Below are 22,193 nucleotides of genomic sequence, written 5' to 3' on the forward strand. Positions count from 1 at the left end.
CAGAAACCTTCACGGAGCAGAACATGGGCTTTTCTCAGGCGCTCAGCGGCCTCAACGCCTCTTCGGGCAACCTCAACGTCATCAGCAACAACATCGCCAACTCCCAGACGGTCGGCTTCAAGAGCTCCACCACCCGCTTCGCCGACATCTACGCCGCTGGCAGCCGGGTCGGCATGGGCGTCAAGACCGCCGGCGTGGTGCAGAACTTCACCAACGGCACCCCGGAAACCACCAACCGCGCGCTGGACCTGGCCATCAGCGGCACCGGCTTCTTCACCTTCCAGCAGAACGGCCAGACGGTGTACTCGCGCAACGGCCAGCTCACCCTGACCCCCGACGGCTACCTGGAAAACTCCCAGGGTGCGCAACTGGTGGGCGTGAGCGGCGCTCCCGTGCAGGTTCCGTCCGCCGGCCTTGCTGCGACGGCCACCACCAAGGTCGGCGCGACCCTGAACCTGGACGCCAACGCCACCAAGACTTACACCGACTCGGCGACCGGGATCACCTACTCCTATGCCAACACCGCCACAGTCTACGACTCGCTGGGCAACAGCCATACCCTGACCATGTTCTTCAGCAAGGATGCCGCCCCGGCAACCAACCAGTGGACCGTGCAGACCAGCCTCGACGGCACGGCCTCCGCTACCACCCAGACGGTCGCCTTCGACTCCAGCGGCGTACTGACCTCCGGCGCGACCTCCACCTATGGCTACACCATGAGCAACGGCGCCGCGAACCTGAGCTTCAATCTCGATCTGACCGGGACCACCCAGTTCGGCAACGACTTCGAGATGACCACCCTGACCCAGAACGGTTATACCGCCGGCAGCCTGGTGGGCTTCACCATCGATGAGAACGGCAACATCATCGGCAACTACTCCAACGATCAGAGCAACCCACTGGGACAGATCCAGCTCGCCTCCTTCCGCAGCCCGGAAGGCCTGCAGCCGATCGGCGACAACGCCTGGACTGCGACCACCGCTTCCGGTCAGGCGATTTTGGGCACTGCCGGCATCGGCCAGTTCGGCTCCATTCAGACCGGCATGACCGAGTCCTCGAACGTCGACCTGACCAAGGAGCTGGTCAACCTGATCGTCGCCCAACGCACCTTCCAGGCCAACTCGCAATCGGTCAAGGCGCAGAGCGAAGTCCTGCAGCAAGCGGTCAACCTGGGTAACTAAGCCATGGATCGCATGCTCTTCACCGCCATGAGCGGCGCCAAGCAGAGCCTCGACCAGCAGGCGGTGGTCAGCAACAACCTGGCCAACGCCGTGACGCCGGGCTTTCGCGCCCAGCTCGTGGAGATGCAGGCGGTGCCAGTGACCGGCGAAGGCCTGCCGACCCGCGCTTCGGTACAGGTCACCAACAACGGTACCGACTTCAGCCAGGGGCCGGTCAGTCGTACCGGCCGTCCGCTGGACGTGACCCTGGCCGAGGGCGGCTGGCTGGCGGTGCAGGCCGCCGACGGCAGCGAGGCCTACACCCGCCGCGGCGACCTGCAGGTCGACGACAACGGCATGCTGACGGTGGGCGGCAACGCCGTGATCGGACAGGGCGGCCCCCTGTTCGTGCCGCCGGGCAGCCGGCTGGACATCGGCAGCGACGGCACCCTCAGCGTCGTCGAGATGAGCCAGAACAACACCCCGAAGAGCAGCGCCATCGTCGGCCGTCTGAAGATGGTCTCGGCCGGCACCGGCCAGCTCGAGCGCAACGAGGACGGCCTGTTCCACTCGCTGCCCGACGCCAACGGCGTCCGCCAGCCGCTGACGGTCGACAACAACATGCGCCTGGTCACCGGCTCCCTGGAGGGCAGCAACGTCAGCACCGTCGAGGCCATGGTGGCGATGATCGACACCGGACGCCGCTACGAGATGCAGATGAAGGTCATCGACAGCGCCAACGAGAACGCCCAGCGCGCCAACAGCCTGCTGTCCCTGCAGGGCTGAGCCGCGCCGTCGCCCGGCGACCGCTAAACCGAAGAGGAATCGAACATGATCAGATCGCTGTGGACGGCCAAGACCGGCCTGGAATCCCAGCAGGTGCAGATGGACGTGATCGCCAACAACCTGGCCAACGTCAGCACCAACGGCTTCAAGCGCAGCCGCGCGGTGTTCACCGACCTGCTGTACCAGAACGTGCGCCAGCCGGGCGCCGACAACACAACCCAGACCAAGCTGCCGTCCGGCCTGCAGATCGGTACCGGGGTCCGCCCGCTGGCCACCGAGCGCCTGCACAGCCAGGGCAACCTGCAGAGCACCGAGAACTCCAAGGACGTGGCGATCAACGGCCGCGGCTTCTTCCAGGTCCAGATGCTCGACGGCACCATCGCCTACACCCGCGACGGCAGCTTCCAGCTCGACCAGAACGGCCAGATGGTCACCTCCGCCGGTCTGCTGCTGACCGACGGCATCACCATTCCGCAGAACGCCCTGTCGATCACCGTCAGCCAGGACGGCATCGTGTCGGTGACCCAGCCGGGAACCCAGCAGTCCACCCAGGTCGGCCAGCTGAACGTCGCGCTGTTCGTCAACGAGGCCGGCCTGCAGAGCATCGGCGACAACCTCTACCTGGAGACCAGCTCCTCCGGGGCGCCGAGCGTCAACACCCCCGGCAACAACGGCGCCGGCGTGCTCTACCAGGGCTACGTGGAGACCTCCAACGTCAACGTGGTGGAGGAGATGGTCAACATGATCCAGACCCAGCGCGCCTACGAGATCAACAGCAAGGCCGTGTCGAGCTCCGACCAGATGCTGTCGCGACTGGCGCAACTGTAATGCCTGCGAGGAAAGCGTCCTTGTCCCGTCTGTCCGTCGGACTGCCGCTGCTGGGACTCCTGCTGGCAGTGGGCTGTGCGCAGATTCCGCGCAAGCCCATCGTGCAGGAGGAGCCGATGACGGCTCCCGTGCTGCCGCCGGCCCAGGCCAACGGCTCCATCTACCAGACCACCCAGGGCTTCCAGCCGCTGTTCGAGGACCGCAGGCCGCGCATGGTGGGCGACATCCTGACCATCACGCTCAACGAGAAGGCCAACGCGAGCAAGAACTCGGCTTCCAGCGCCAACCGCGACGGCACGAGCGATCTCAGCCTCGACGTGAAATCCAGCAAGGCGGGCCTGTTCGGCAACGCCAGCACCAGCGCCAACGCCCAGGGCACGACCGACTTCAGCGGCAAGGGCGCCTCCAACGCCAACAACTCCTTCACCGGCACCATCACCGTGACCGTGATGGAGGTATGGCCCAACGGCAACCTGCGCGTGCGCGGCGAAAAACAGATCGCCATCAACCAGGGCACCGAATTCATCCGGTTCTCCGGCGTGGTCAACCCGCGCACCATCACCCAGCAGAACACGGTGTCCTCGACGCTGGTCGGCGAGGCGCGCATCGAGTACGTCGGCGACGGCTACATCAACGAGGCGCAGACCATGGGCTGGCTGCAGCGCTTCTTCCTCAACGTCTCACCCTTCTGATGCGTCCTGTCATGGCTGATCCGCTTTTCCTTTCCCGTCCGGCCCTGCGCCTGGGACGGCCGCTGCTGGGCCTGGTACTGGGCCTGGCCGGCCTGCTGTGCGCTGCCGCGGCCCAGGCCGAGAAGGTCCGCGACATCGCCAACTTCGCCGGCGTGCGCAACAACAAACTGGTCGGCTACGGCCTGGTGGCCGGGCTCGACAACAGCGGCGACCAGACCACCCAGACCCCCTTCACCGAGCAGGGTCTGACCAACATGCTGTCGCAACTGGGGATCACCGTGCCCCAGGGCAAGAACATGCAGATGCGCAACATCGCCGCGGTGATGGTGACCGCCGACATGCCGCCCTTCGCCCGGCCCGGCCAGCAGCTCGACGTGGTGGTCTCCTCCGTCGGCAACGCCCGCAGCCTGCGCGGCGGCACCCTGCTGATGACGCCGCTGAAGGGGCCGGACGGCCAGGTCTACGCCCTGGCCCAGGGCAACCTGCTGCTGAACGGCGCCAGCGCGGCGGCCAACGGCAGCAGCGTGCAGATCAACCAGCAGGGCGGCGGGCGGATCGCCGGAGGCGCCACGGTCGAGCGCCCGGTGCCGCTGCAGCTCGGCGATGCCAACGGCGCGCTGGACCTCTACCTGCACCAGCCCGACTTCGCCACCGCGCAGCGGGTGGTCTACGCCATCAACCGCGACTTCGGCCGTGCCGTGGCTTCCGCCGTCGACGGCGGACTGGTCAGGCTGGCCCCCGGCCCGCAATCGCCCAACGGCCAGGTGAACTTCATGGCGCGAGTGGAGAACGTCGAGGTCACTCCGGCGGTCACCCGACCGAAGGTCATCCTCAACTCGCGTACCGGCGCCGTGGTGCTCAACGGCCAGGTCAAGCTGCACCGGGCCGCGGTGGCCCACGGCAACCTGTCGATCGTGATCGACACGCAGAACCAGGTGGTGCAGCCCGAGCCCTTCTCCCAGGGCCAGACGGCGATGCAGTCCAACAGCAACATCTCCATCGAGCAGAAGGGCGGCGCCCTGCACATGGTCGAAGGCGCTGCCGACCTGATGGACGTGGTCAAGGCACTGAACGCCCTGGGCGCCACGCCGCAGGACCTGATGTCGATCCTCGAAGCCCTCAAGGCCGCCGGCTCGCTGCGCGCCGACCTGGAGATCATCTGATGAGCGTGTCCGGCCTCGGCGAACGTTTCGCCCTCGACGTCCAGGGCCTGCAGCGACTCAAGCAGACCGCCCGGGAAGACTCGCCCGCCGCCCTGGTGGAGACCAGCAAGCAGTTCGAGGCGCTGTTCCTGCAGATGATGCTCAAGAGCATGCGCGCGGCGACGCCGCGCTCCGACCTGCTGGACAGCTCGGAGAACCAGCTCTACACCGAACTGCTCGACCAGCAGCTGGCGCAGCACCTGGCCGGACACGGCCTGGGGCTGGCCGAGCAACTGGTCGGACAGCTGCAGGCGGCCCAGGCGGCGGCCGGCGCCACGGATGGCGACAGCGGCGAGAACCTGCTCGCCGGCATCCCGCGGGCCACGCCGAAACCGCTCTACGGCAGCGTCCCCCTGCCGGTCAGCGCCAATGCCGGGAATGCCGCCGGCGCCAGCGCGGCGGCCCAGTACGCCAGGGTGGCGCGCGAGACCCAGCAGGGCTCGGTGACGACCAGCGATCGGCCGGCCCACGTCGCGGACTTCCTCGACCGCCTGCACGCCCCGGCCCGCCAGGCCAGCCGCGCCAGCGGCGTGCCGACCGAGCTGATCCTCGCCCAGGCCGCCCTGGAAACCGGCTGGGGCCGCCGGCAGATCACCACGGCCAGCGGGGCCGACAGCCACAACCTGTTCGGCATCAAGGCCGGCAGCCAGTGGCGCGGACCGACCACCGAAGTGGCGACCACCGAATACGTCGACGGCCAGCCCCAGAAGCAGGTGGAGAAATTCCGCGTCTACGCCTCCCACGCGGCGGCACTCGCCGACTACGCCCGGCTGATCGGCAGCAACCCGCGCTACGCCGGCGTCGTCGCCGCGACCGATGCGCCCCAGGCCGCCCGCGCCCTGCAGGACGCCGGCTACGCCAGCGACCCGGCCTATGCCGACAAGCTGATCGCGGTGATGGAGAGCATCGGCCAGCTGCCGCAGGAAACCCCGACCGGCCTGGGCAGCCACACCCTGGCGCTAGGCGAGCACGACTGAACGGCGGCGGCGCCGCTGCCGAAGGCCTCAAGTTCTCGCCGCGCCGGCCGATAACCGAGACATCTGCAAAGGAACGGATTACATGAGCATTTTCTCCATCGGCCTCAGCGGACTGAACACCGCGCAGGTGGCCCTGAACACCACCAGCAACAACATCACCAACGTCTACACGCCAGGCTACAACCGCCAGATCACCATCCTCGGCGAGAGCGGCGTGGGCAACGGCGTGCAGGTCGACGATGTCCAGCGCCAGTTCAGCCAGTTCGTCGCCGGCCAGCTCAACCGCTCGCAGAGCGCCAGCAGCGCCCTGGACAGCTACCAGACCCAAATCAGCCAGATCGACAGCCTCCTGGCCGACAGTAAGTCCAACCTGTCGACGCTGATGCAGGGCTTCTTCTCGTCGCTGACCGACCTGTCCTCGACCCCCTCCGACCCGTCCGCGCGCCAGGGCGTGATCGGCGCGGCCGACACCATGACCGCCCAGTTCCGCTCCCTCGACGGCTACCTGAACGACATGCAGCAGGGCATCAACTCGCAGATCGGCGACCAGGTCTTCCAGCTCAACAACCTGTCCAAGCAGATGGCCTCGCTCAACCAGCAGATCAGTCTGGCCAAGGCCCGCACCGGGGAAGCGCCGAACAGCCTGCTGGACCAGCGCGACCAGGTGGTCGCCGACATGAGCAAGATCGCCGACGTGGAGCTGACCGTGCAGGACGGCGGCAGCTACAACATCACCGTTGGCGGCGGCCAGACCCTGGTTTCCGGCACCAACAGCTTCTCCCTGCAGGCCATCGCCTCCCCCAGCGACCCGACCCGCACGGTGGTCGGCTATCAGGACGGCGCCGGCAACGTCCGCGCGCTGGACGAATCCAGCATCACCGGCGGCGAGCTGGGCGGTCTGCTGACCTTTCGCAGCGAGACCCTGGACCAGACCCAGAACCAGCTGGGCCAGATCTCCGTGGCCCTGGCCCAGGGCTTCAATGCCCAGCACGCCCAGGGCTACGACCTCAATGGCGATGCCGGCGGCGACTTCTTCACCATCGGCCAGCCGGTCGCCTTCTCCAACGCCAACAACACCGGCGGCGCCACGCTGAGCGCGAGCTTATCCAGCGACCTGAGCGGGCTGACCGCCAACGACTACGACGTGACCTACTCGGGCGGCACCTACACCGTCACGCCGAGCGATGGCAGCGCCTCCTTCAGCGTCACCCCCGACCCGAGCACCGGCGCGCTCAGCTTCGGCGGCATGACCGTGACCGTCAGCGGCACCCCGCAGAACGGCGACAGCTTCCAGCTCCAGCCGGTGCGCCGCGCCGCCGGCCAGTTGCAGAACGCGATCCACGACACCGCGAAGATCGCCGCGGCCCAGAAGTCCGGCGCCACGGGCGACAACAGCAACTCCCTGGCCCTGCAGAACCTGCAGAACAGCAAGCTGGTCGGCGGTATCGCCACCCTGAGCCAGGCCTATGCCAGCCTGGTCGGCGACGTCGGCAACCAGGCCAACGTGGTCCAGGCCAACCAGACCGCCCAGCAGGGGCTGACCAACCAGCTGAGCGCGCTGCAGCAGTCCGACTCCGGGGTCAACCTGGACGAGGAAGCGGCCAACCTGATCCGCTATCAGCAGTACTACCAGGCCAGCGCCAAGATCATCAGCACCGGCGTAGCGGTGTTCGATACCGTGCTCAACATCGGTTCCTGATTCGAGAGGACAGCCACGCCATGCGCATCAGCACCGTGACCATGTACCAGCAGAGCATCAACGCTCTGAACCAGCAGCAGAGCCAATACAGCAAGATCGGCCTGCAGCTTGCCAGCGGCAAGCGCGTGACCAACCCCTCGGACGATCCCCAGGCGGCCTCCCAGGCGGTCGTGGTCGAGCAGTCCAAAGCGGTCAACCAGCAGTACACCGACGCCCGGGTCAGCACCCGCAACGCCCTGTCCCAGGAAGAAAGCGTGCTCAACAGCGTCAGCGACGCCCTGACCAGCGTGAAGGGTCTGTTGGTGCAGGCCGGTGCGGACACCCTCAGCAATGCCGACCGCTCGTCCATCGCCAGCGACCTCAAAGGCATCTACCAGACCCTGATCGGCCAAGCCAACGCCACCGACGGCAACGGCCGCTACCTGTTCGGCGGCTACCAGGACTCCAGCCCGCCGTTCGTATCGAGCAACTCGGGGCAGGCCCAGTACGTCGGCGACACCGGTCAGCAGCTGCAGCAGGTGGATGCTTCGCGGCAGATGCCGAGCAACGACAGCGGCCAGCAGATCTTCCTCAACGCGCACAACTCGGCCCAGTACGTCGCCCGCGCCGGCAGCGGCAACACCGGCAGCGTCACCTTCGCCGGCCCCACCGTGGTCGATACCACGGCCGCGGGCTACGGTAACGGCTTCGTCATCAGCTTCGACGGCGCCGGCAACTACAGCGTCGACGGCGGCACCCCGCAGCCCTACACCTCGGGCGACAGCGTCACCGTCAACGGCATGTCCCTGACCCTGAAGGGCACTCCGGCGGCCGGCGACACCGTCAGCGTCACCGCCGGGCACGGCTACCTGGCCCAGGGCAGCACCAGCAACACCGGCAGCTTCAGCTACGGCAGCCTGAGCGTATCGAATGCCAGCGACCCGAACTTCGGCACGCCCTTCGACATCGTCTTCGACGGCGCCGGCAACTACAGCACCGACGGCGGCACGACCTCGCAGCCCTACGTATCCGGCCAGACCATCAGCGCCAACGGGCTGTCCCTGACCGTCCAGGGCACCCCGGCGGCCGGCGACACCATCAGCGTGGGAACGGCGGGCAACTCCACGCCGAACATCTTCCGCACCTTGGAGCAGGTGATCACCGCGCTGGACCAGCCGGCCGCCACCGCCGCGGACAAGGCCAGCCTGCAGAACACCCTGTCGACCGCCAACCGCGAGCTGAACAACTCCCTGGACAACGTGCTGACCACCCGCGCCTCGGTCGGCTCGCGCCTGAACGAGCTGGACGTGATCGACTCCGTCGGCAGCAGCCGCAACCTGAGCTACTCCCAGACCCTGTCCGATCTGGTCGACCTGGACTACAACCAGGCCATCTCCGACTACAGCCTGCGCCAGGTCGGCCTGCAGGCGGCGCAGAAGGCCTACGTCGGCATCCAGAGCCTGTCGCTGTTCAAGCTGATCTGATCCCCCGCGGGCGAGCGGCCGACGGCCGCCCCGCCCGCCTCCCGGACCTCAGCCCGGCAGTCCCATGCTGGCGACCAGCTGCTCGAGGAATTGCAGGCCGTCGCGGAACAGCCCCTCCAGAAAGCGCCCCAGATCCGTCATCAGCTCCATCAGCAGCACCAGGCCGATGGTCAGGGTCAGCGGGAATCCCACCGAGAACACCGTCAGCTGCGGCGCCGCCCGGTTGAGGATGCCCATGGCCAGGTTGATGATCAGCAGCGAGGCCACCAGCGGCAGGGCCAGCAGCAGCCCGGTGAGGAAGATGGTGCTGCCGTAGCGGGCGAGCATCTGCCAGGCCGCGGGGTCGAAGCGCACTCCGCCGATCGGCAGGCTGGTGAAGGTGCCGGCGAGCAGTTCCAGCACCAGCAGATGGGCGTCGAAGGCGAGGAACATCAGCAGGGTGAGCATGTACAGCAGGCGCGAGAGCACCATGGTGTTGGAGGCGGTGTCCGGTGCGTAGAAGGTGGCGAAGCCCAGGCCCATCTGCAGGCCGATGATCTCGCCGGCGAACTCCACCACGCCGAAGACGACGCGCATGGTCATGCCGATGGCCATACCGATCAAAAACTGCTCGACGATGATCCCCAGGCCCGCCCAGGAGAACACCGGGACCTGCGGCAGCGGCGGCAGGTTGGGCGCCAGCAGGATGCTGAGCATCGCCGCCAGGCAGACCTTGACCCGCACCGGGATGCTGCTGTGGCCGAGCAGCGGGGAAGCCATCAGGAAGGCGCCGATCCGGCAGAACGGCCAGAGGAAGCTGACCACCCACAGTTGCAGTTGGTCGGAGCTGACCTCGATCACCGTGCGGGTCCCGTCATCGGCGGCTCAGTCGGCTCAACCGAGCATACCCGGCAGATTGCTGAACAGCTCGCGGGTGAAGTCGGTGATCGTCTGAATCATCAACGGGCCGAGCAGCACCAGCACGACGAATACGCCGAGGACCTTGGGAATGAACGACAGGGTCATCTCGTTGATCTGGGTGGCCGCCTGGAACAGGCTGACCAGCAGGCCGATCAGCAGGGCGGTGAGCAGCAGCGGCGCGGCGAGGAAGATGGCGACCCGCATGCCCTGGTGGGCCAGATCCATGATCATTTCCGGCGTCATCGGGAAACACCTCGGCAAGACGTCATAGATAGAAGCTCTGCGCCAGCGAGCCGATCAGCAGCTGCCAGCCGTCGACCAGCACGAACAGCATCAGCTTGAACGGCAGGGACAGGGTGGCCGGCGGCACCATCATCATGCCCAGCGCCATCAGCACACTGGCCACCACCAGGTCGATGATCAGGAACGGGATGAAGATGGTGAAGCCGATCTGGAAGGCGGTCTTCAACTCGCTGGTGGTGAAGGCCGGGATCAGCACCCGCATCGGCACCTGTTCCGGCCCTTCCAGATCGCCGATCTTGGCCAGGCGGGCGAACAGCGCCAGGTCGTTCTGCCGGGTCTGGCCCAGCATGAATTCCCGGAACGGCTGGCTGCCGGTCTCGAGAAGCTGCTCGACGTTCATCTCGTCGCGGGAATAGGGCAGCCAGGCGCTTTGATAGGCCTTGTCCAGTACCGGCGACATGATGAAGAAGGTGAGGAACAGGCTCAGGCCGATCAGCACCTGGTTCGGCGGCGACGAGGCCGTGCCGAGGGCGGTGCGCAGCAGGCCGAGGACGATGATGATGCGGGTGAAGCAGGTCATCATCAGCAGCATGGCCGGCAGGAAGGCCATGCCGCTGAGCAGCAGCAGCGTCTGCAGATCCAGCGACCAGCGCTGGCCGCCGTTCGGCAGCGGCTGGGTGGTCAGGGCGGACAGCCCCTGGGCCGCCAGGACGCATTCCGGCAGGCCGCAGGCGAGCAGCAGGACGAGAAGGCCGACGCCCCGGCGCGCGCCGCTGCGTGAGAGAACGGGTGGAGTCATGGTTTTTCCGAGGAGTGGGAACCTTCCGGTCCGCGCTCCGGCAGGTGCACCTTGAGGCTGCTGACCAGGCGCTCGGCGAAGCTGAGGCCGGCGGTCTCGGTGCTGGCGTCGGCCCCGCCCGGCGGTGCCGGCAGCTCGTGCAGCTTGCTGATCTGCTGGGCGGTCACCCCGAGCACCAGCCAGGTGCCCTGCACCTCGACGATCACCAGGCGCTCGCGCGGCCCGATCTGGGTGCTGGAAACCACCTTGAGCCGCTGGCCCGCCCACTGGCGGCCCGGCCCGAGACGGCGCAGCAGCCAGCTGCAGAAGAAGATCGCACCGATCACCAGGGCCAGCGCCAGGGTGGTCTTGCCCAGCATGGCCAGGCCGAGCAGGCTGTCCGCGCCGCTGGCGACGGTGTCGCTGGCCGGGCTCATCGGTTGAGTTTCTGCACCCGCTCGGAGGGCGTGACGATCTCGGTGATACGGATGCCGTACTTGTCGTCCACCACCACCACCTCGCCCTGGGCGATCAGGTAGCCGTTGATCAGGATGTCCATCGGCTCGCCGGCCAGGCCTTCCAGCTCGACCACCGAACCCTGGGCCAGCTCCAGGAGCTGCTTGATGGTGATCCGCGTGCGGCCGAGCTCGACGCTGAGCCGCACCGGGATGTCCATGATCATTTCCAGATCGCGCATGGTGCCCGAGGCGGCGCCCTTGTCGAGGGGCTTGAAGACGCTCTCGCCGGCGCTCTGGGCCTGGCTGGCCGGGGCGGCGACAGCGGGCGCGGCGGCCTGTTCGGCCAGTGCGGCCGCCCAGGGATCGTCCTCGGGCGAATCGGCCTGGGCCGTCGCGGCCGAGGAGGTCTGTTCGGCCATGGCGCTGGCCCAGTCGTCCGCCAGGCTGTCGGCGGCGTTCGGATCGTCGGTTTTGTTCGAATCAGTCATGCTTGGTTTCCTTGGCGGCGTGCAGGTTGCCTTTGACGAACCGCTCGGCCGTCGCGCCGGTGCTGGCGGATGAATGGTCGATCAGCTGCTTGACGTGCAAGGCCCGCAGGCCGTTCTGGCTACCGTATTCGCAGTTCATCACCGGCACTCCGTCGACCCGCGCGGTGACTATATCCGGCAGCTCGATGGGCAGCACGTCGCCGACCTTGAGCGCCATGACCTGGCCGATGCGCAGGTCGATATCGGTGAAGTCGGCGATCAGCTCGACCTCCGAATGGGTCAGCTCCCGGGCCATGCGCGTGCCCCACTGGCGCTCTTCTTCCGGGTGGCTATCGGTCAGCGGGCCGTTGAGCAGGGCGCGCAACGGCTCGATCATCAGATAGGGCATGACGATGTTGAACTCGCTGATCAGGTTGCCGACCTCCAGGTGGAAGACGGTGTTGATCACGATTTCGTTGGGCGAACTGGTGATGTTGGCGAACTTGGCCTGCATCTCCGAGCGCAGGTAGTCGATCTCCAGCGGATAGACCGACTTCCAGGCGCTCTGGTAGGCGTCCATCGCCAGCCCCAGCAGGCGGCGGATGATGCGCTGCTCGGTATGGGTGAACTCGCGCCCCTCGGACTTGGTCAGGAAGCGACCGTCGCCGCCGAACAGGTTGTCCACCACCATGAACACCAGGTTCGGCGGGAACACCACCAGCGCGGTGCCGCGCAGGGGCTTCATAGCCATCAGGTTGATGTTGGTCGGTACCGGCACGTTGCGCGCGAAATCGCTGTAGGTCTGATAGCGCACGCTGTCGACGGTGATGTCGGCGGTGCGGCGGATCAGGTTGAACAGGCTCATGCGGAAGTGGCGGGCGAAACGCTCGTTGATGATGTCGAGCGCGTGGAGACGCTCTCGGATCACCCGATGCTGGGTCGCCGGATTGTACGGACGGATGTGGGCGTTCTCGACCGCCGCCCGGGGCGCGGCCTCTTCCTCGCCGCTGACGCCCTTGAGCAGGGCGTCGATTTCTTCCTGCGATAGCAGATCGTCTTGGGCCATGGGACTACTGCACGATGAATTCGGTGTAGAGCACGTCGGTCAGACGCAGCTCCGGCTGCTGCAGAGCCATGGGCTGGCGCAGCACCTCGATGATCTTGGCGGAAAGCTGCTGCTTGCCGTCGGGCGTCATGAGCTCGGCCGCGGTCTTGCCGGTGAGCAGGGTCAGCAGACGGCTGCGCACCTCGGGCATGTACTTCTGCAGGAACTGCTCGCTCTCCTGGTTCTCGACCTTCAGGGATATGCCGATGTAGAGCAGACGCTCCTCGTCCTGCTCGCTGCGCAGGTTGACGGTGAACGGCTTGACCGCCACGAAGATCGGCTCCGGGATCTCCTGCGGCTCGGGGGCCGGTGCAGCAGCGGCCTGGCCCTTGTTGCCGAGGAGGAAATACATGCCGGCCGCACTGCCACCGGCGGCGACGAGGACCAGGAGAATCAGCAGCAGCCACTGGGACTTGCGGCCGGCCGTTTGGGTGTTGCTCATTGCAATATGCCCTGTGGAGAAACTCAGCTCGAGCGAGTCGAGGGAAAGGAGTATGCCGGCAGCCGTCCCGCTTCGATGGTGCGATAAGGCCCTGCTATCCCGCGTATTTCCTGTTTTGCCGCGGGCCGGCGACGGTCGTGGCCGGGCCCGCGTTCATCAGGCGTAGAGATCGATGCCGCCGTTCAGACTGAGCGGCACGGCGACCGGCCTGGACTCCAGGCTCGCGTCGGCGACGCTGGTGCCGGAGCCGTTGCCGTTACCGGCGAAACTTCCCCCGTTGCCACCCGAGAACTGCTCTTGGGGCGAGCGGTACTGCTGCTCGCCGACCGAGGTCTCGCCCAGGGTGATGCCCTGCTGGGCGAGGGTCTCGCGCAGCTGCGGAATGGCCTGCTCGACCGCCGCCCGCACCTGCGGGTGAGACGAGAGGAACTGCGCCTGGGCGCCGGATTCGCCCAGCTGGAGGCTGATCGACAGCGGGCCGAGCTCGGCGGGGTGCAGATGCAGCTCGATCCGCTGCTCGCCGCGCTGGTGCAGGCCGAGCACTTGCTGCTCCAGCCCCTTCTGCCACTCGGGGCTGGCCAGCGGTGCCGTCAGGCTAGCACTGGCCGCCGGGGCGGACGCGGCATCGCCGGTCGTGCCGCCGGCCTGGGTCAGAACCGCGGCGAACGGGCCGGCGGCGCCATTGTCGGCGGCCGGCAGGGCGGACGCCGGAGCCTCATCGGTGGACCGGGCCAGCGACCTGGCCTCCAAGGCGGCCTGCTCGAAGCCGGCCTGGGCGGCGGCAACCTGGGAGGGAGCCGCCGCCGACGCGGCGGCCGCTTCGCTGGCACGCTGGACCTGCTGGGCGAAGGCTCCGTCCGCCCGGGCGCCGGCTTTTCCCGGCAGGGCGGCGCTCAGCGCCTGGGGAGAGCTGACGGCGGCGCCCGCGGCGCTGGCCTGTGCGACCCCCGCGAGCAGGTTGGGAGCGACATTGGCCGCGACCGCCAGCGCGCCGGTCAGCGCTCCGCCGACGCTCTGGCCATCGAGATTGCCGGCATTCTCGATGGCCGTCAGACGCTCGCGGATCTGCTGCAGATCGTCCACGCCCAGACGCACGCCGGCGGGCGCGGCGGTCACCGGCGCAGCGACCGGCATGGCGAGGAGACCGGCCAGCAGGTCGGCCTGGGTCGCCGTGGCGTCGGGCTGCCCCTGCGCCGCGCCGGCATCTCCGCTACCGGCATCGCCCCCGGCGCTGGCGAGCGCGTCCCCGGCCGCGGTCAGGAGAGCGCCGGCGAGCGGCGAATCGGTCAGTTGGGCGGCTTGCGCGGTCGCCTGCGCGTCGCTCTGCACGGCAGTCCGTTGCGCCTGGGCGGCCGCCGTCGCGGCATCCGCGGCCACGCTCTGGCTGGCCGCATCTGGCTGGCGGCCGACGGCCTGTTCGAGGCTGAGGGCGAAGCCTCCGCCGGTTTCGGCGCTCTGCGGCGCTGCGGGTGCGGAAGCGGCCAAGGGGCTGGCAGTCAATGCGATGATGTCCATTCGGGCCTCTTACGAGCTGCTTTCGGGCGAAGTGGGGAAGCCGGCCGAGCGCAGGCGCATCTGCGCGCTGAACTCGTCGCTCAAACGTTGTTCGGCGCGGTTCTCCCGCACCTGGGCGAGCACCGCCCGGCGTTCGACCAGGGTGTCGTAGGAGTTCAGCTTGCGGCGCTGCTCCTGCCAGTTCCGCTGGCTGTTGTCGACCTGCTGGCACTGGATCGCCACGGTCTGGCTGGCGCGCTCGATGGCGCTGTCCAGCGAGGCTAGGAAGGCCCGGTAGTTGTGCAGGCTGGCCGGCGCGATGCCGTCCTGCATGGCCTGCTGCAGCCCGCGGCGGTATTCGCGCTGGTAATGCACCAGGGTGTCCAGCTGGGTCTGGGCCTGCTGCTGGTTGCGACGGTGCCCGGCCAGGGTGCGGCCGGCGGCGTCCAGGGCTTCCTGGGCCAGGCCGATGAGGATATCGAGGGTACTGGAGGTAGACATCCCGGATTACCTGCCTTGCTCGCGTGGAGTGGGGATCAGCGCATCGAGCGCCTGCAGCGTTTCCTCGATGCCGGCGCGCTCGTCGATGCGCTGCTGGAGGAAGCGCTCCAGCTGCGGATGGAGCTTCACCGCCTGGTCCAACTGCGGATCGTGGCCGGGAGCGTAGGCGCCCACGCTGATCAGGTCACGGTTGCGCTGGTATTTTGACAGTATCTGCTTGAACTGTTGAGCCTTGCGTTGCTGCGCGTCAGTGACGATGGCGGTCATCGCCCGGCTGATCGAGGCCTCGATGTCGATGGCCGGATAATGGCCGCTCTCGGCCAAGGCGCGGGACAGGACGATGTGCCCGTCGAGGATCGCCCGCGCCGAGTCGGCGATCGGGTCCTGCTGGTCGTCGCCCTCGCTGAGCACGGTGTAGAAGGCGGTGATCGAGCCGCCGCCGCGCGGGCCGTTGCCGGTCTTCTCCACCAGTTTCGGCAACTTGGCGAAGACCGACGGCGGATAGCCCTTGGTCGCCGGCGGCTCGCCGATGGCCAGGGCGATCTCGCGCTGGGCCATGGCGTAGCGGGTCAGCGAGTCCATGATCAGCAGCACGTCGTGGCCGGCGTCGCGGAAGTCCTCGGCCAGGCGGGTGGCATAGGCCGCCCCCTGCAGGCGCGAGAGCGGCGAGGTGTCGGCCGGAGCGGCGACCACCACCGAGCGGCGCAGCCCCTCCTCGCCGAGGATGTTGTCGATGAAGTCCTGGACCTCGCGGCCCCGCTCGCCGATCAGGCCGACGACGATGACGTCGGCGCGGGTATAGCGCGCCATCATGCCGAGCAGCACCGACTTACCGACGCCGGAGCCGGCGAACAGGCCCATGCGCTGGCCGCGGCCGACGCTGAGCAGGCCGTTGATGGCGCGGATGCCGACGTCGATCTGGCGGTCGATGGGCGCGCGGTTGAGCGGATTCAGTGGCGGGGTCTGCAGGCTGGCGTGCGGCACCTCGCCCAGCCCGCCCTTGCCGTCCAGCGGCCGGCCGCTGCTATCGAGGACCCGGCCGAGCAGATGCTCGCCGAGCGGGAAGCGGCGCGCGCTGAGGCCGTCGCTGCCCTCGTCGAGGGGCAGGACCCGGGCGCCGGGCTGCAGACCGCTGATTTCCTCCAGCGGCATGAGATACAGGCGCTCCCCGGCGAAGCCGACCACTTCCGCCTCGGCGTACTGCAGGCCGGCATCGTGACCATGCCCGGCGAGCTCGATGCGGCAGACGCCGCCCAGGGGAATGCGCAGGCCGACCGCCTCCAGCACCATGCCGGTGGCGCGCACGATGCAGCCGCTGCGCCGGTACGACGGCAGGGCTTCGACGCGCCGGCGCACGCCGTCCAGCGCCTGGGACCAGCGCTGCCGATGCGGATTCATGCACCGTCCTCGGCGTCGGTTTCCGGCTGTTGATGGCGCCGGCGCACCTGACTGACGACGCGCGCCCAGCGCGCCTCCCAGGTGGCGTCCAGCTCGCCGCTGGCGCTGCTGATCCGACAACCGCCGCGGCTGATGGAGGCGTCCGGCTGCAGTTGCCAGCCGGCGGCTTCCAGTTCGTCGCCGAGGCGCGCCTTGACCAGCGCGAGGTCGGCCGGATGCAGCCACAGGCGCGGCTTGCCGCTGAGGGCCGGCTCGCTGTGCAGCAGCTCGCGGATCAGCGGCAGGATCTGCTCCGGGTGCGCCTCAAGGGCCTCGCCGGCGAGCTGGCGGGCGGCGGCCAGGGCCAGGTCGACCAGTCGCTCGGCGATGTCGCCGTCGAGCTGATCGAGGGCCTGACGGAACGTCTTGCCCAGTTCGAGCAGCGGCTCCAGCGCCGCGCGGGTCTGTTCCCGGAGCTCCTGCTCGCCGGCTTGGCGGCCTTCCTCCAGGCCGCGGGCGTAGCCCTCGTTCCTGGCTGCGGCGAAACCTTCCTCGTAGCCCTGGCGACCGGCCTCCTGGCGAGCCCGCTCGCACTGGGCCTGCAGTTCGGCCTCGCGCTTGAGGGCCTGCTGGCGCAGGGCCTCGCGGCGCTGTCGCTCGGGATCGGGGCGCGACTCCTGGGGACGCCCCAGCTCCTCCATCTGCCAGGGGCGCCACTGCTCTCCGGCGCCGGGCCAGGAGGGCCGGTCAGACATAGCTGTCGTCTCCGCCGCCGAGGACTATCTCGCCGGTGTCGGCCAGGCGACGAACCACCTGCAGGATGGCCTTCTGTTCGGCCTCGACCTGGGAAACGCGGATCGGTCCGCGGGCTTCCATGTCCTCGCGGAACAGCTGGGCGGCACGGTTGGACATGTTCGCCAGGAACTTGTCCAGCAGCGCCTGCTGGGCGCCCTTGAGGGCGATCGCCAGGGAATTGCTCTCGACCTGGCTGAGGATGGTCTGGATGCTGCGGTCGTCCAGGTCTATCAGGTTCTCGAAGAGGAACATCTCGTCGAGGATCTTCTGCGCCAGCTCCTCGCTGTGGGCGCGCACGGTCTGGATGGCCACTTCTTCCTGGGCCGAGTTCATCAGGTTGAGGATCTCCGCCGCGGTCCTCACGCCGCCCAGCTTGCTGCGCTTGAGGTTCTGGCCGTCGAGCATGCCGCCGAGCACCTCGGTCAGCTCCTGCAGGGCGACCGGCTGCACGCCGCTGAAGGTGGCGATACGCAGGACGATGTCGTTGCGCAGACGCTCGTCGAACAGTTCGAGCACGTCGGCGGCCTGGTGGCGTTCCAGGTGGACGAGGATGGTGGCGATGATCTGCGGATGCTCGTCGCGGATCATCTCGGCGACGCTCGAGGCCTCCATCAGGTTCAGCTTGTCGATGCCCGTGCTTTCGTTGCCGCTTTCGAGGATGTCGTCGATCAGGCTGGCCGCGCGCTCGCTGCCGAGGGCCTTGGTCAGCACCGCGCGGATGTGGTCGCTGGACTGGATGTTGACCGCGGCGTACTGCTCGGTCTCGTCCATGAACTCCTCCAGGACCTGACGCATCTCGTCATGGGAGACCTGGGTGAGCCGGGCCATCTCGGTACTCACCTCCTGCACGTCCTGGCTGGGCAGGAATTTGAAGACTTCGGCCGCACTGTCCTCGTCGAGGGACAGCAGCAGAATCGCACTACGGCGGGCAGCACTCATCTCAATCATTTTTCTTGCTCATCCATCCACGGACGATCATGGCGACCAGACGCGGATCTTCCTGGGCCATCTCGCGCAGGCTCTGCAGGTTGTGTTCGTAGAGGGTCGACTTGCGCCGGCGATTGCGCGGCGGGGCCGGCTCTTCCTCGGAGCCGGAGCCGGAGACGCCGCCGACGGAGGCGGTGAAGGCCTGCTCTTCTTCGGCGCGGGCCGCGGCGACAGCGGCCTGGGTCGCGTCGTGGCGGCGCTTGATCGGGCGCAGCACCAGCAGCCAGAGCAGCAGGGCGACGAAGGCCACCAGCAGATAGCGCGACAGGCTCATGGCCAGGCTGTAGAACTCCGGCGTCCGCCACCAGGACGGCTCCTGCTCCCGCTCTGGGTCGGCGAAGGGGCTGTTCAGCACTTCCAGCTGGTCGCCGCGATCGGCGGAGAAACCCATGGCCTGGCGCACCAGACGGTCGATTCGCGCGATTTCCTCTTCGCTGAGCGGCTCGCGGGTCACCTCGCCGTCCTTGACCACCTGGCGATAGTTGACCACCACCGCGGCCGACAGCCGCTGGATGCCGCCCAGGCGCTGCTGGACGTGCTCGACGCTGCGGTCGACCTCGTAGTTGACCATGTTGTCGCGGCGCATCGAGGTCGGGCCGGCGGGCTTGGCCGTCTCGCTGCCGCTTGCGGCGGCATTGGCAGCAGCGGGCTGCCCCCGCCCGGCGGCCGCGGCGTTGGCGGCAGGTGGAGCCGGCGGCGTCTGGGGCTGGGCGGCCGGCGGCGTGCTGTTCGGCGGACTGTTGGTCAGGGCGCCGGGCACGCCGAGGGCCTGCTTGTCGCCGGTGACGGTGTTCTCCATCAGCTGCTGGCTGCGTACCGCCGCCTCGCCCTGGTTGGGGGCGTAGCGCTCGGCAGTCTGCTCGCGGCTGGCGAAGTCGACCTGGGCCACCACCTGGGCACGCACGTTGCCGGCGCCGAGGATCGGCGCCAGGATGTCCTCGATGCGCCGCCGGTAGGAGCGTTCGACTTCGTCGACGTAGCTCAGCTGGCGACCGTCCAGGTCGTTGGAGCCGTTGGAGCGGGAGAGCAGACGACCGTTCTGGTCGACCACGGTGACCGCATCCACGGACAGGTTGGGCACGCTGGAGGAAACCAGGTGAATGATCGCGCTGACCTGGCTGTCGCCCAGCTCGCGCCCGCCCTCCAGGTTCAGGACCACCGAGGCGCGGGCCGGCTCGCGGTCGCGCACGAATACCGACTGCTTGGCCAGGGCCAAGTGCACCCGGGCCTTGGCCACCGGACCGAGGGATTCGATGGAGCGGGCCAGCTCGCCTTCGAGGCCGCGCTGGAAGTTGATCTGCTCGGCGAACTGGCTGACCCCGAAGGCCTGCTTGTCGAGCAGCTCGAAGCCGACGTTGCCGCCCTGCGGCAGGCCCTGTTCGGCCAGCTGCAAGCGTAGGGTGTGCATCTGGTCGGCGGGCACCAGCAGGGCCTGTCCGCCCTCGCTGAAGCGATAGGGCACCATGCGCTTTTCCAGTTCGCCGATGATGCGGCCGCCGTCGGCTTCGCTGAGGTTGGCATAGAGCACCCGATACTCGGGCTCACGGGCCCAGAGCAGCATGGCGACGACCACGGCCAGCGCCGCTGCGCCGGCGAGCAGCAGCGGCAGCCGCGGCTGGCTGCGCAACTGGGCGAGCAGGCGGGCGGCAAGAGGCTGGTTCGGCGCGCCGGCAGCTGCGGGGACTGTCCCTGGGGCGGCAGCACTACTCACAGGCGCCTCCGGCAGCGGGAGTGGAACGATACGAAAGACATTGGAGCATCCGGTTCCGGTGTTGTGTCGCGAGTGCCCCGGGGGGTCGCAGGTGGCCTGGCGGCCAGGTGCAGAAAGCCGGGACAGTCTTGGGCCGATGCATTATCCGGAGAGCGCCTCGGCTTAAAGGAGCAAAAAGCCGATGCTTTTATGGCTAATTGGCCGCATGTGGATGGGGCCGGGATTGTTAGGCTTGCAACCATTCCATCGTCCCGGTGTATCGCCCAGCATGTCGATCACGAACGCATCCGCCATCCAGTCCGCCCTGCAGCAGATCCAGGCACTCGCCGGCCAGGCGGCCGGCAAGAGCTCGCCAGTCGTCGACAGCGGCACCGCCGGCAGCTTCGCCGGCGCCCTGCAGGACTCGATCCGGCGCATCAACCAGCTGCAGACGACCAGCGACACCCGGCGCGATGCCTTCCTGGCCGGCGATCCGGGGCTGGCCCTGAACGACGTGATGGTGGACATGCAGAAAGCCAGCGTGGCCTTCCAGATGGGTGTGCAGGTGCGCAATCGCCTGGTCAGCGCCTACAAGGACGTCATGAACATGCAGATCTGAGCCGAGCGTCTATGCGACTCACCAGGACCAGGCAAGGCTAAAGTCCGGAGAGTCCGAGCCGATATGGGACATAGCGACCCATTTTTTGGCTTTCGCGCGGCCCGAGGGCTTACAGCTCGACGCCAGCGCCACTTTTCGAGGAACTGACATGACTTCTATCTCATCGCTCGGGGTTGGCTCCGGGCTCGACCTGACCGGCCTGCTCGACCAACTCACCACCGCCGAAAATCAGAAGCTCACCCCCATCACCGACCAGAAGACCGCCAACAGCGCGAAGATTTCCGCCTACGGCACCCTCAAGAGCTCCCTGTCCAGTCTGCAGGATGCGGTGAGCAAGCTGGCCGACCAGACCACCTATCAGGCGATGACCAGCAACCTCAGCGGTACCGGCATCACCTCGGCGGTGACCAGCTCCGCGGTGCCGGGCAGCTACCAGATCACCGTGAACTCCCTGGCCCAGGCCAACAGCTGGGCCACCGCCGGAGTGGCCAGCGAGACCACCGCCCTGGGGACCGGCGACCTGACCCTCACCGTGGGCGGGAAGAGCACGACCGTCACCATCGACTCGACCAACAACACCCTGGACGGCATTCGCGACGCGATCAATGCGCAGAACACCGGCCTGACCGCCTCCATCGTCAACACCGGCGACGCCACCAACCCCTACCGCCTGTCCCTGACTTCGAACACCACCGGCACCGCATCGGCCATCAGCACCAGCCTGGCGAACGGCACCGGCACCGTCGCCAGCCTGTTCGCCACGGGCGCCATGACCGAGACCGCACAGGCCAAGGATGCCAGCCTGACCGTCAACGGCATCGCCATCACCAGTCAGAGCAACACGGTCGAGGGCGCCCTGCAAGGCGTGACCCTGAACCTGTCCCTCGCCTCCGTGGGCCAGACCCAGACCCTGGCCGTCGCGCGCGACACCGACTCGATGAAAAAGGCGATCACCGACTTCGTCAACGCCTACAACTCGCTGGAGAGCACCACCGATACCCTGACCGCCTACAACGCGGCGGACTCGACCAAATCCGGCAAGCTGCTGGGCGACACCACCGAGCGCACCATCGAGAACCGTCTGACCCGTGCCCTGACCACGGACGTAAGCGGCAGCACCTTCCAGCATCTGCAGGACCTGGGGATCTCCCTGCAATCCGACGGCACGCTGAAGATCGACGACACCAAGCTCGACGCGGCGGTCAACGGCGACGCCTCGGCCCTCAGCAGCTTCTTCGTCGGCAGCAGCGGAAGTGGTTTCGCCGCCAACATGGGCAGCGTGCTGGACAACATCCTCGGCGACGATGGCAGCTTGACCAAAGCCACGGCAGGCCTGCAATCGGCCAACGACCAGCTCGACAAGCAATACACGGCGATGCAGGACAGCATCGACGCCACCATCTCGCTCTACAAGACCCAGTTCACGCAGCTCGACACACTGATCGCCCAACTGAACTCGACCAGCACCTATCTGACCCAACAATTCAGCGCGTTGAGCTCCTCAAGCTCTAACGGCTAGCAATACAGGGG

At 67.8% G+C, this 22,193-nt stretch carries 23 protein-coding genes; 10 read left to right on the plus strand and 13 right to left on the minus strand.

Going from position 1 to position 22,193, the window contains the following annotated elements; all coding sequences use genetic code 11:
• Window positions 1-23: 23 nt before the first annotated feature.
• The 8 genes from flgE to flgL all read left to right on the plus strand — a co-directional run bounded on the left by flgE (window position 24) and on the right by flgL (window position 8,807).
• A complete protein-coding gene (gene flgE / locus ACFOJE_RS09890; protein ID WP_377814163.1) occupies window positions 24-1,181 on the plus strand; it encodes a flagellar hook protein FlgE in 1,158 nt (385 codons plus the stop codon).
• Window positions 1,182-1,184: 3 nt separating this feature from the next.
• Window positions 1,185-1,946 carry a flagellar basal body rod protein FlgF gene (locus tag ACFOJE_RS09895; protein ID WP_377814164.1) on the plus strand — a complete coding sequence of 254 codons (762 nt, stop codon included), beginning with the start codon at window positions 1,185-1,187 and terminating at the stop codon, window positions 1,944-1,946.
• A 45-nt stretch (window positions 1,947-1,991) separates the two neighbouring features.
• Window positions 1,992-2,774, plus strand: coding sequence for a flagellar basal-body rod protein FlgG (gene flgG, locus ACFOJE_RS09900; RefSeq protein WP_377814165.1), 783 nt, complete (start codon window positions 1,992-1,994; stop codon window positions 2,772-2,774).
• A gap of 20 nt (window positions 2,775-2,794) precedes the next feature.
• Window positions 2,795-3,466 (plus strand): flagellar basal body L-ring protein FlgH, encoded by a 672-nt coding sequence (locus ACFOJE_RS09905; protein ID WP_377814166.1) that lies wholly within the window; start codon window positions 2,795-2,797, stop codon window positions 3,464-3,466.
• Window positions 3,467-3,477: 11 nt separating this feature from the next.
• On the plus strand, window positions 3,478-4,629 hold the full coding sequence (locus tag ACFOJE_RS09910) for a flagellar basal body P-ring protein FlgI (protein ID WP_377814167.1): 1,152 nt from the start codon (window positions 3,478-3,480) through the stop codon (window positions 4,627-4,629).
• Window positions 4,629-5,645: a flagellar assembly peptidoglycan hydrolase FlgJ gene (gene flgJ / locus ACFOJE_RS09915; RefSeq protein ID WP_377814168.1), complete on the plus strand. Its 1,017-nt coding sequence runs from the start codon at window positions 4,629-4,631 to the stop codon at window positions 5,643-5,645. Before ACFOJE_RS09910 ends, flgJ begins: the two co-directional genes overlap by 1 nt.
• 82 nt (window positions 5,646-5,727) lie before the next feature.
• Window positions 5,728-7,344: a flagellar hook-associated protein FlgK gene (gene flgK / locus ACFOJE_RS09920; RefSeq protein ID WP_377814169.1), complete on the plus strand. Its 1,617-nt coding sequence runs from the start codon at window positions 5,728-5,730 to the stop codon at window positions 7,342-7,344.
• Between the two features lie 20 nt (window positions 7,345-7,364).
• Window positions 7,365-8,807, plus strand: coding sequence for a flagellar hook-associated protein FlgL (flgL, locus tag ACFOJE_RS09925; RefSeq protein WP_377814170.1), 1,443 nt, complete (start codon window positions 7,365-7,367; stop codon window positions 8,805-8,807).
• 48 nt (window positions 8,808-8,855) lie between these two features.
• On the opposite strand, the gene fliR is transcribed toward flgL, so the two are convergent.
• The 13 genes from fliR to fliF all read right to left on the minus strand — a co-directional run bounded on the left by fliR (window position 8,856) and on the right by fliF (window position 20,065).
• Entirely contained in the window at window positions 8,856-9,647 is a 792-nt protein-coding gene (gene fliR / locus ACFOJE_RS09930; protein WP_377814171.1) for a flagellar biosynthetic protein FliR, read from the minus strand.
• A 33-nt stretch (window positions 9,648-9,680) separates the two neighbouring features.
• Window positions 9,681-9,950, minus strand: a complete 270-nt coding sequence (fliQ, locus tag ACFOJE_RS09935) for a flagellar biosynthesis protein FliQ (RefSeq protein ID WP_377814172.1) — start codon at window positions 9,948-9,950, stop codon at window positions 9,681-9,683.
• A gap of 22 nt (window positions 9,951-9,972) precedes the next feature.
• A complete protein-coding gene (gene fliP / locus ACFOJE_RS09940; RefSeq protein WP_377814173.1) occupies window positions 9,973-10,749 on the minus strand; it encodes a flagellar type III secretion system pore protein FliP in 777 nt (258 codons plus the stop codon).
• Window positions 10,746-11,165 (minus strand): flagellar biosynthetic protein FliO, encoded by a 420-nt coding sequence (gene fliO, locus ACFOJE_RS09945; protein WP_377814174.1) that lies wholly within the window; start codon window positions 11,163-11,165, stop codon window positions 10,746-10,748. The genes fliP and fliO overlap by 4 nt, the downstream gene beginning before the upstream one ends.
• Window positions 11,162-11,674, minus strand: coding sequence for a flagellar motor switch protein FliN (gene fliN / locus ACFOJE_RS09950; RefSeq protein WP_377814175.1), 513 nt, complete (start codon window positions 11,672-11,674; stop codon window positions 11,162-11,164). Before fliN ends, fliO begins: the two co-directional genes overlap by 4 nt.
• Window positions 11,667-12,719, minus strand: coding sequence for a flagellar motor switch protein FliM (gene fliM / locus ACFOJE_RS09955; protein WP_377814176.1), 1,053 nt, complete (start codon window positions 12,717-12,719; stop codon window positions 11,667-11,669). The genes fliN and fliM overlap by 8 nt, the downstream gene beginning before the upstream one ends.
• Window positions 12,720-12,723: 4 nt before the next feature.
• Window positions 12,724-13,200: a flagellar basal body-associated protein FliL gene (gene fliL / locus ACFOJE_RS09960; protein ID WP_377814177.1), complete on the minus strand. Its 477-nt coding sequence runs from the start codon at window positions 13,198-13,200 to the stop codon at window positions 12,724-12,726.
• Between the two features lie 156 nt (window positions 13,201-13,356).
• Window positions 13,357-14,715 carry a flagellar hook-length control protein FliK gene (locus ACFOJE_RS09965; protein WP_377814178.1) on the minus strand — a complete coding sequence of 453 codons (1,359 nt, stop codon included), beginning with the start codon at window positions 14,713-14,715 and terminating at the stop codon, window positions 13,357-13,359.
• Between the two features lie 9 nt (window positions 14,716-14,724).
• On the minus strand, window positions 14,725-15,195 hold the full coding sequence (gene fliJ, locus ACFOJE_RS09970) for a flagellar export protein FliJ (protein WP_377814179.1): 471 nt from the start codon (window positions 15,193-15,195) through the stop codon (window positions 14,725-14,727).
• 6 nt (window positions 15,196-15,201) lie between these two features.
• Window positions 15,202-16,593 carry a flagellar protein export ATPase FliI gene (gene fliI, locus ACFOJE_RS09975; protein WP_377814180.1) on the minus strand — a complete coding sequence of 464 codons (1,392 nt, stop codon included), beginning with the start codon at window positions 16,591-16,593 and terminating at the stop codon, window positions 15,202-15,204.
• Window positions 16,590-17,327 (minus strand): flagellar assembly protein FliH, encoded by a 738-nt coding sequence (fliH, locus tag ACFOJE_RS09980; protein WP_377814181.1) that lies wholly within the window; start codon window positions 17,325-17,327, stop codon window positions 16,590-16,592. The genes fliI and fliH overlap by 4 nt, the downstream gene beginning before the upstream one ends.
• Window positions 17,320-18,306: a flagellar motor switch protein FliG gene (gene fliG, locus ACFOJE_RS09985; protein ID WP_377814182.1), complete on the minus strand. Its 987-nt coding sequence runs from the start codon at window positions 18,304-18,306 to the stop codon at window positions 17,320-17,322. Before fliG ends, fliH begins: the two co-directional genes overlap by 8 nt.
• Before the next feature lies 1 nt (window position 18,307).
• Window positions 18,308-20,065 (minus strand): flagellar basal-body MS-ring/collar protein FliF, encoded by a 1,758-nt coding sequence (fliF, locus tag ACFOJE_RS09990; protein ID WP_377814183.1) that lies wholly within the window; start codon window positions 20,063-20,065, stop codon window positions 18,308-18,310.
• Between the two features lie 268 nt (window positions 20,066-20,333).
• On the opposite strand from fliF, the gene fliE reads away from it, so the two are divergent.
• Both fliE and fliD read left to right on the plus strand, forming a co-directional pair.
• The gene (gene fliE / locus ACFOJE_RS09995; protein ID WP_377814184.1) at window positions 20,334-20,663 is read left to right on the plus strand and encodes a flagellar hook-basal body complex protein FliE; all 330 of its coding nucleotides are present in this window, start codon (window positions 20,334-20,336) and stop codon (window positions 20,661-20,663) included.
• Window positions 20,664-20,811: 148 nt separating this feature from the next.
• A complete protein-coding gene (gene fliD / locus ACFOJE_RS10000; RefSeq protein WP_377814185.1) occupies window positions 20,812-22,182 on the plus strand; it encodes a flagellar filament capping protein FliD in 1,371 nt (456 codons plus the stop codon).
• Window positions 22,183-22,193 lie beyond the last annotated feature (11 nt).

The organism is Azotobacter bryophylli, from assembly GCF_042643485.1.
Lineage (GTDB): Bacteria > Pseudomonadota > Gammaproteobacteria > Pseudomonadales > Pseudomonadaceae > Azotobacter > Azotobacter bryophylli.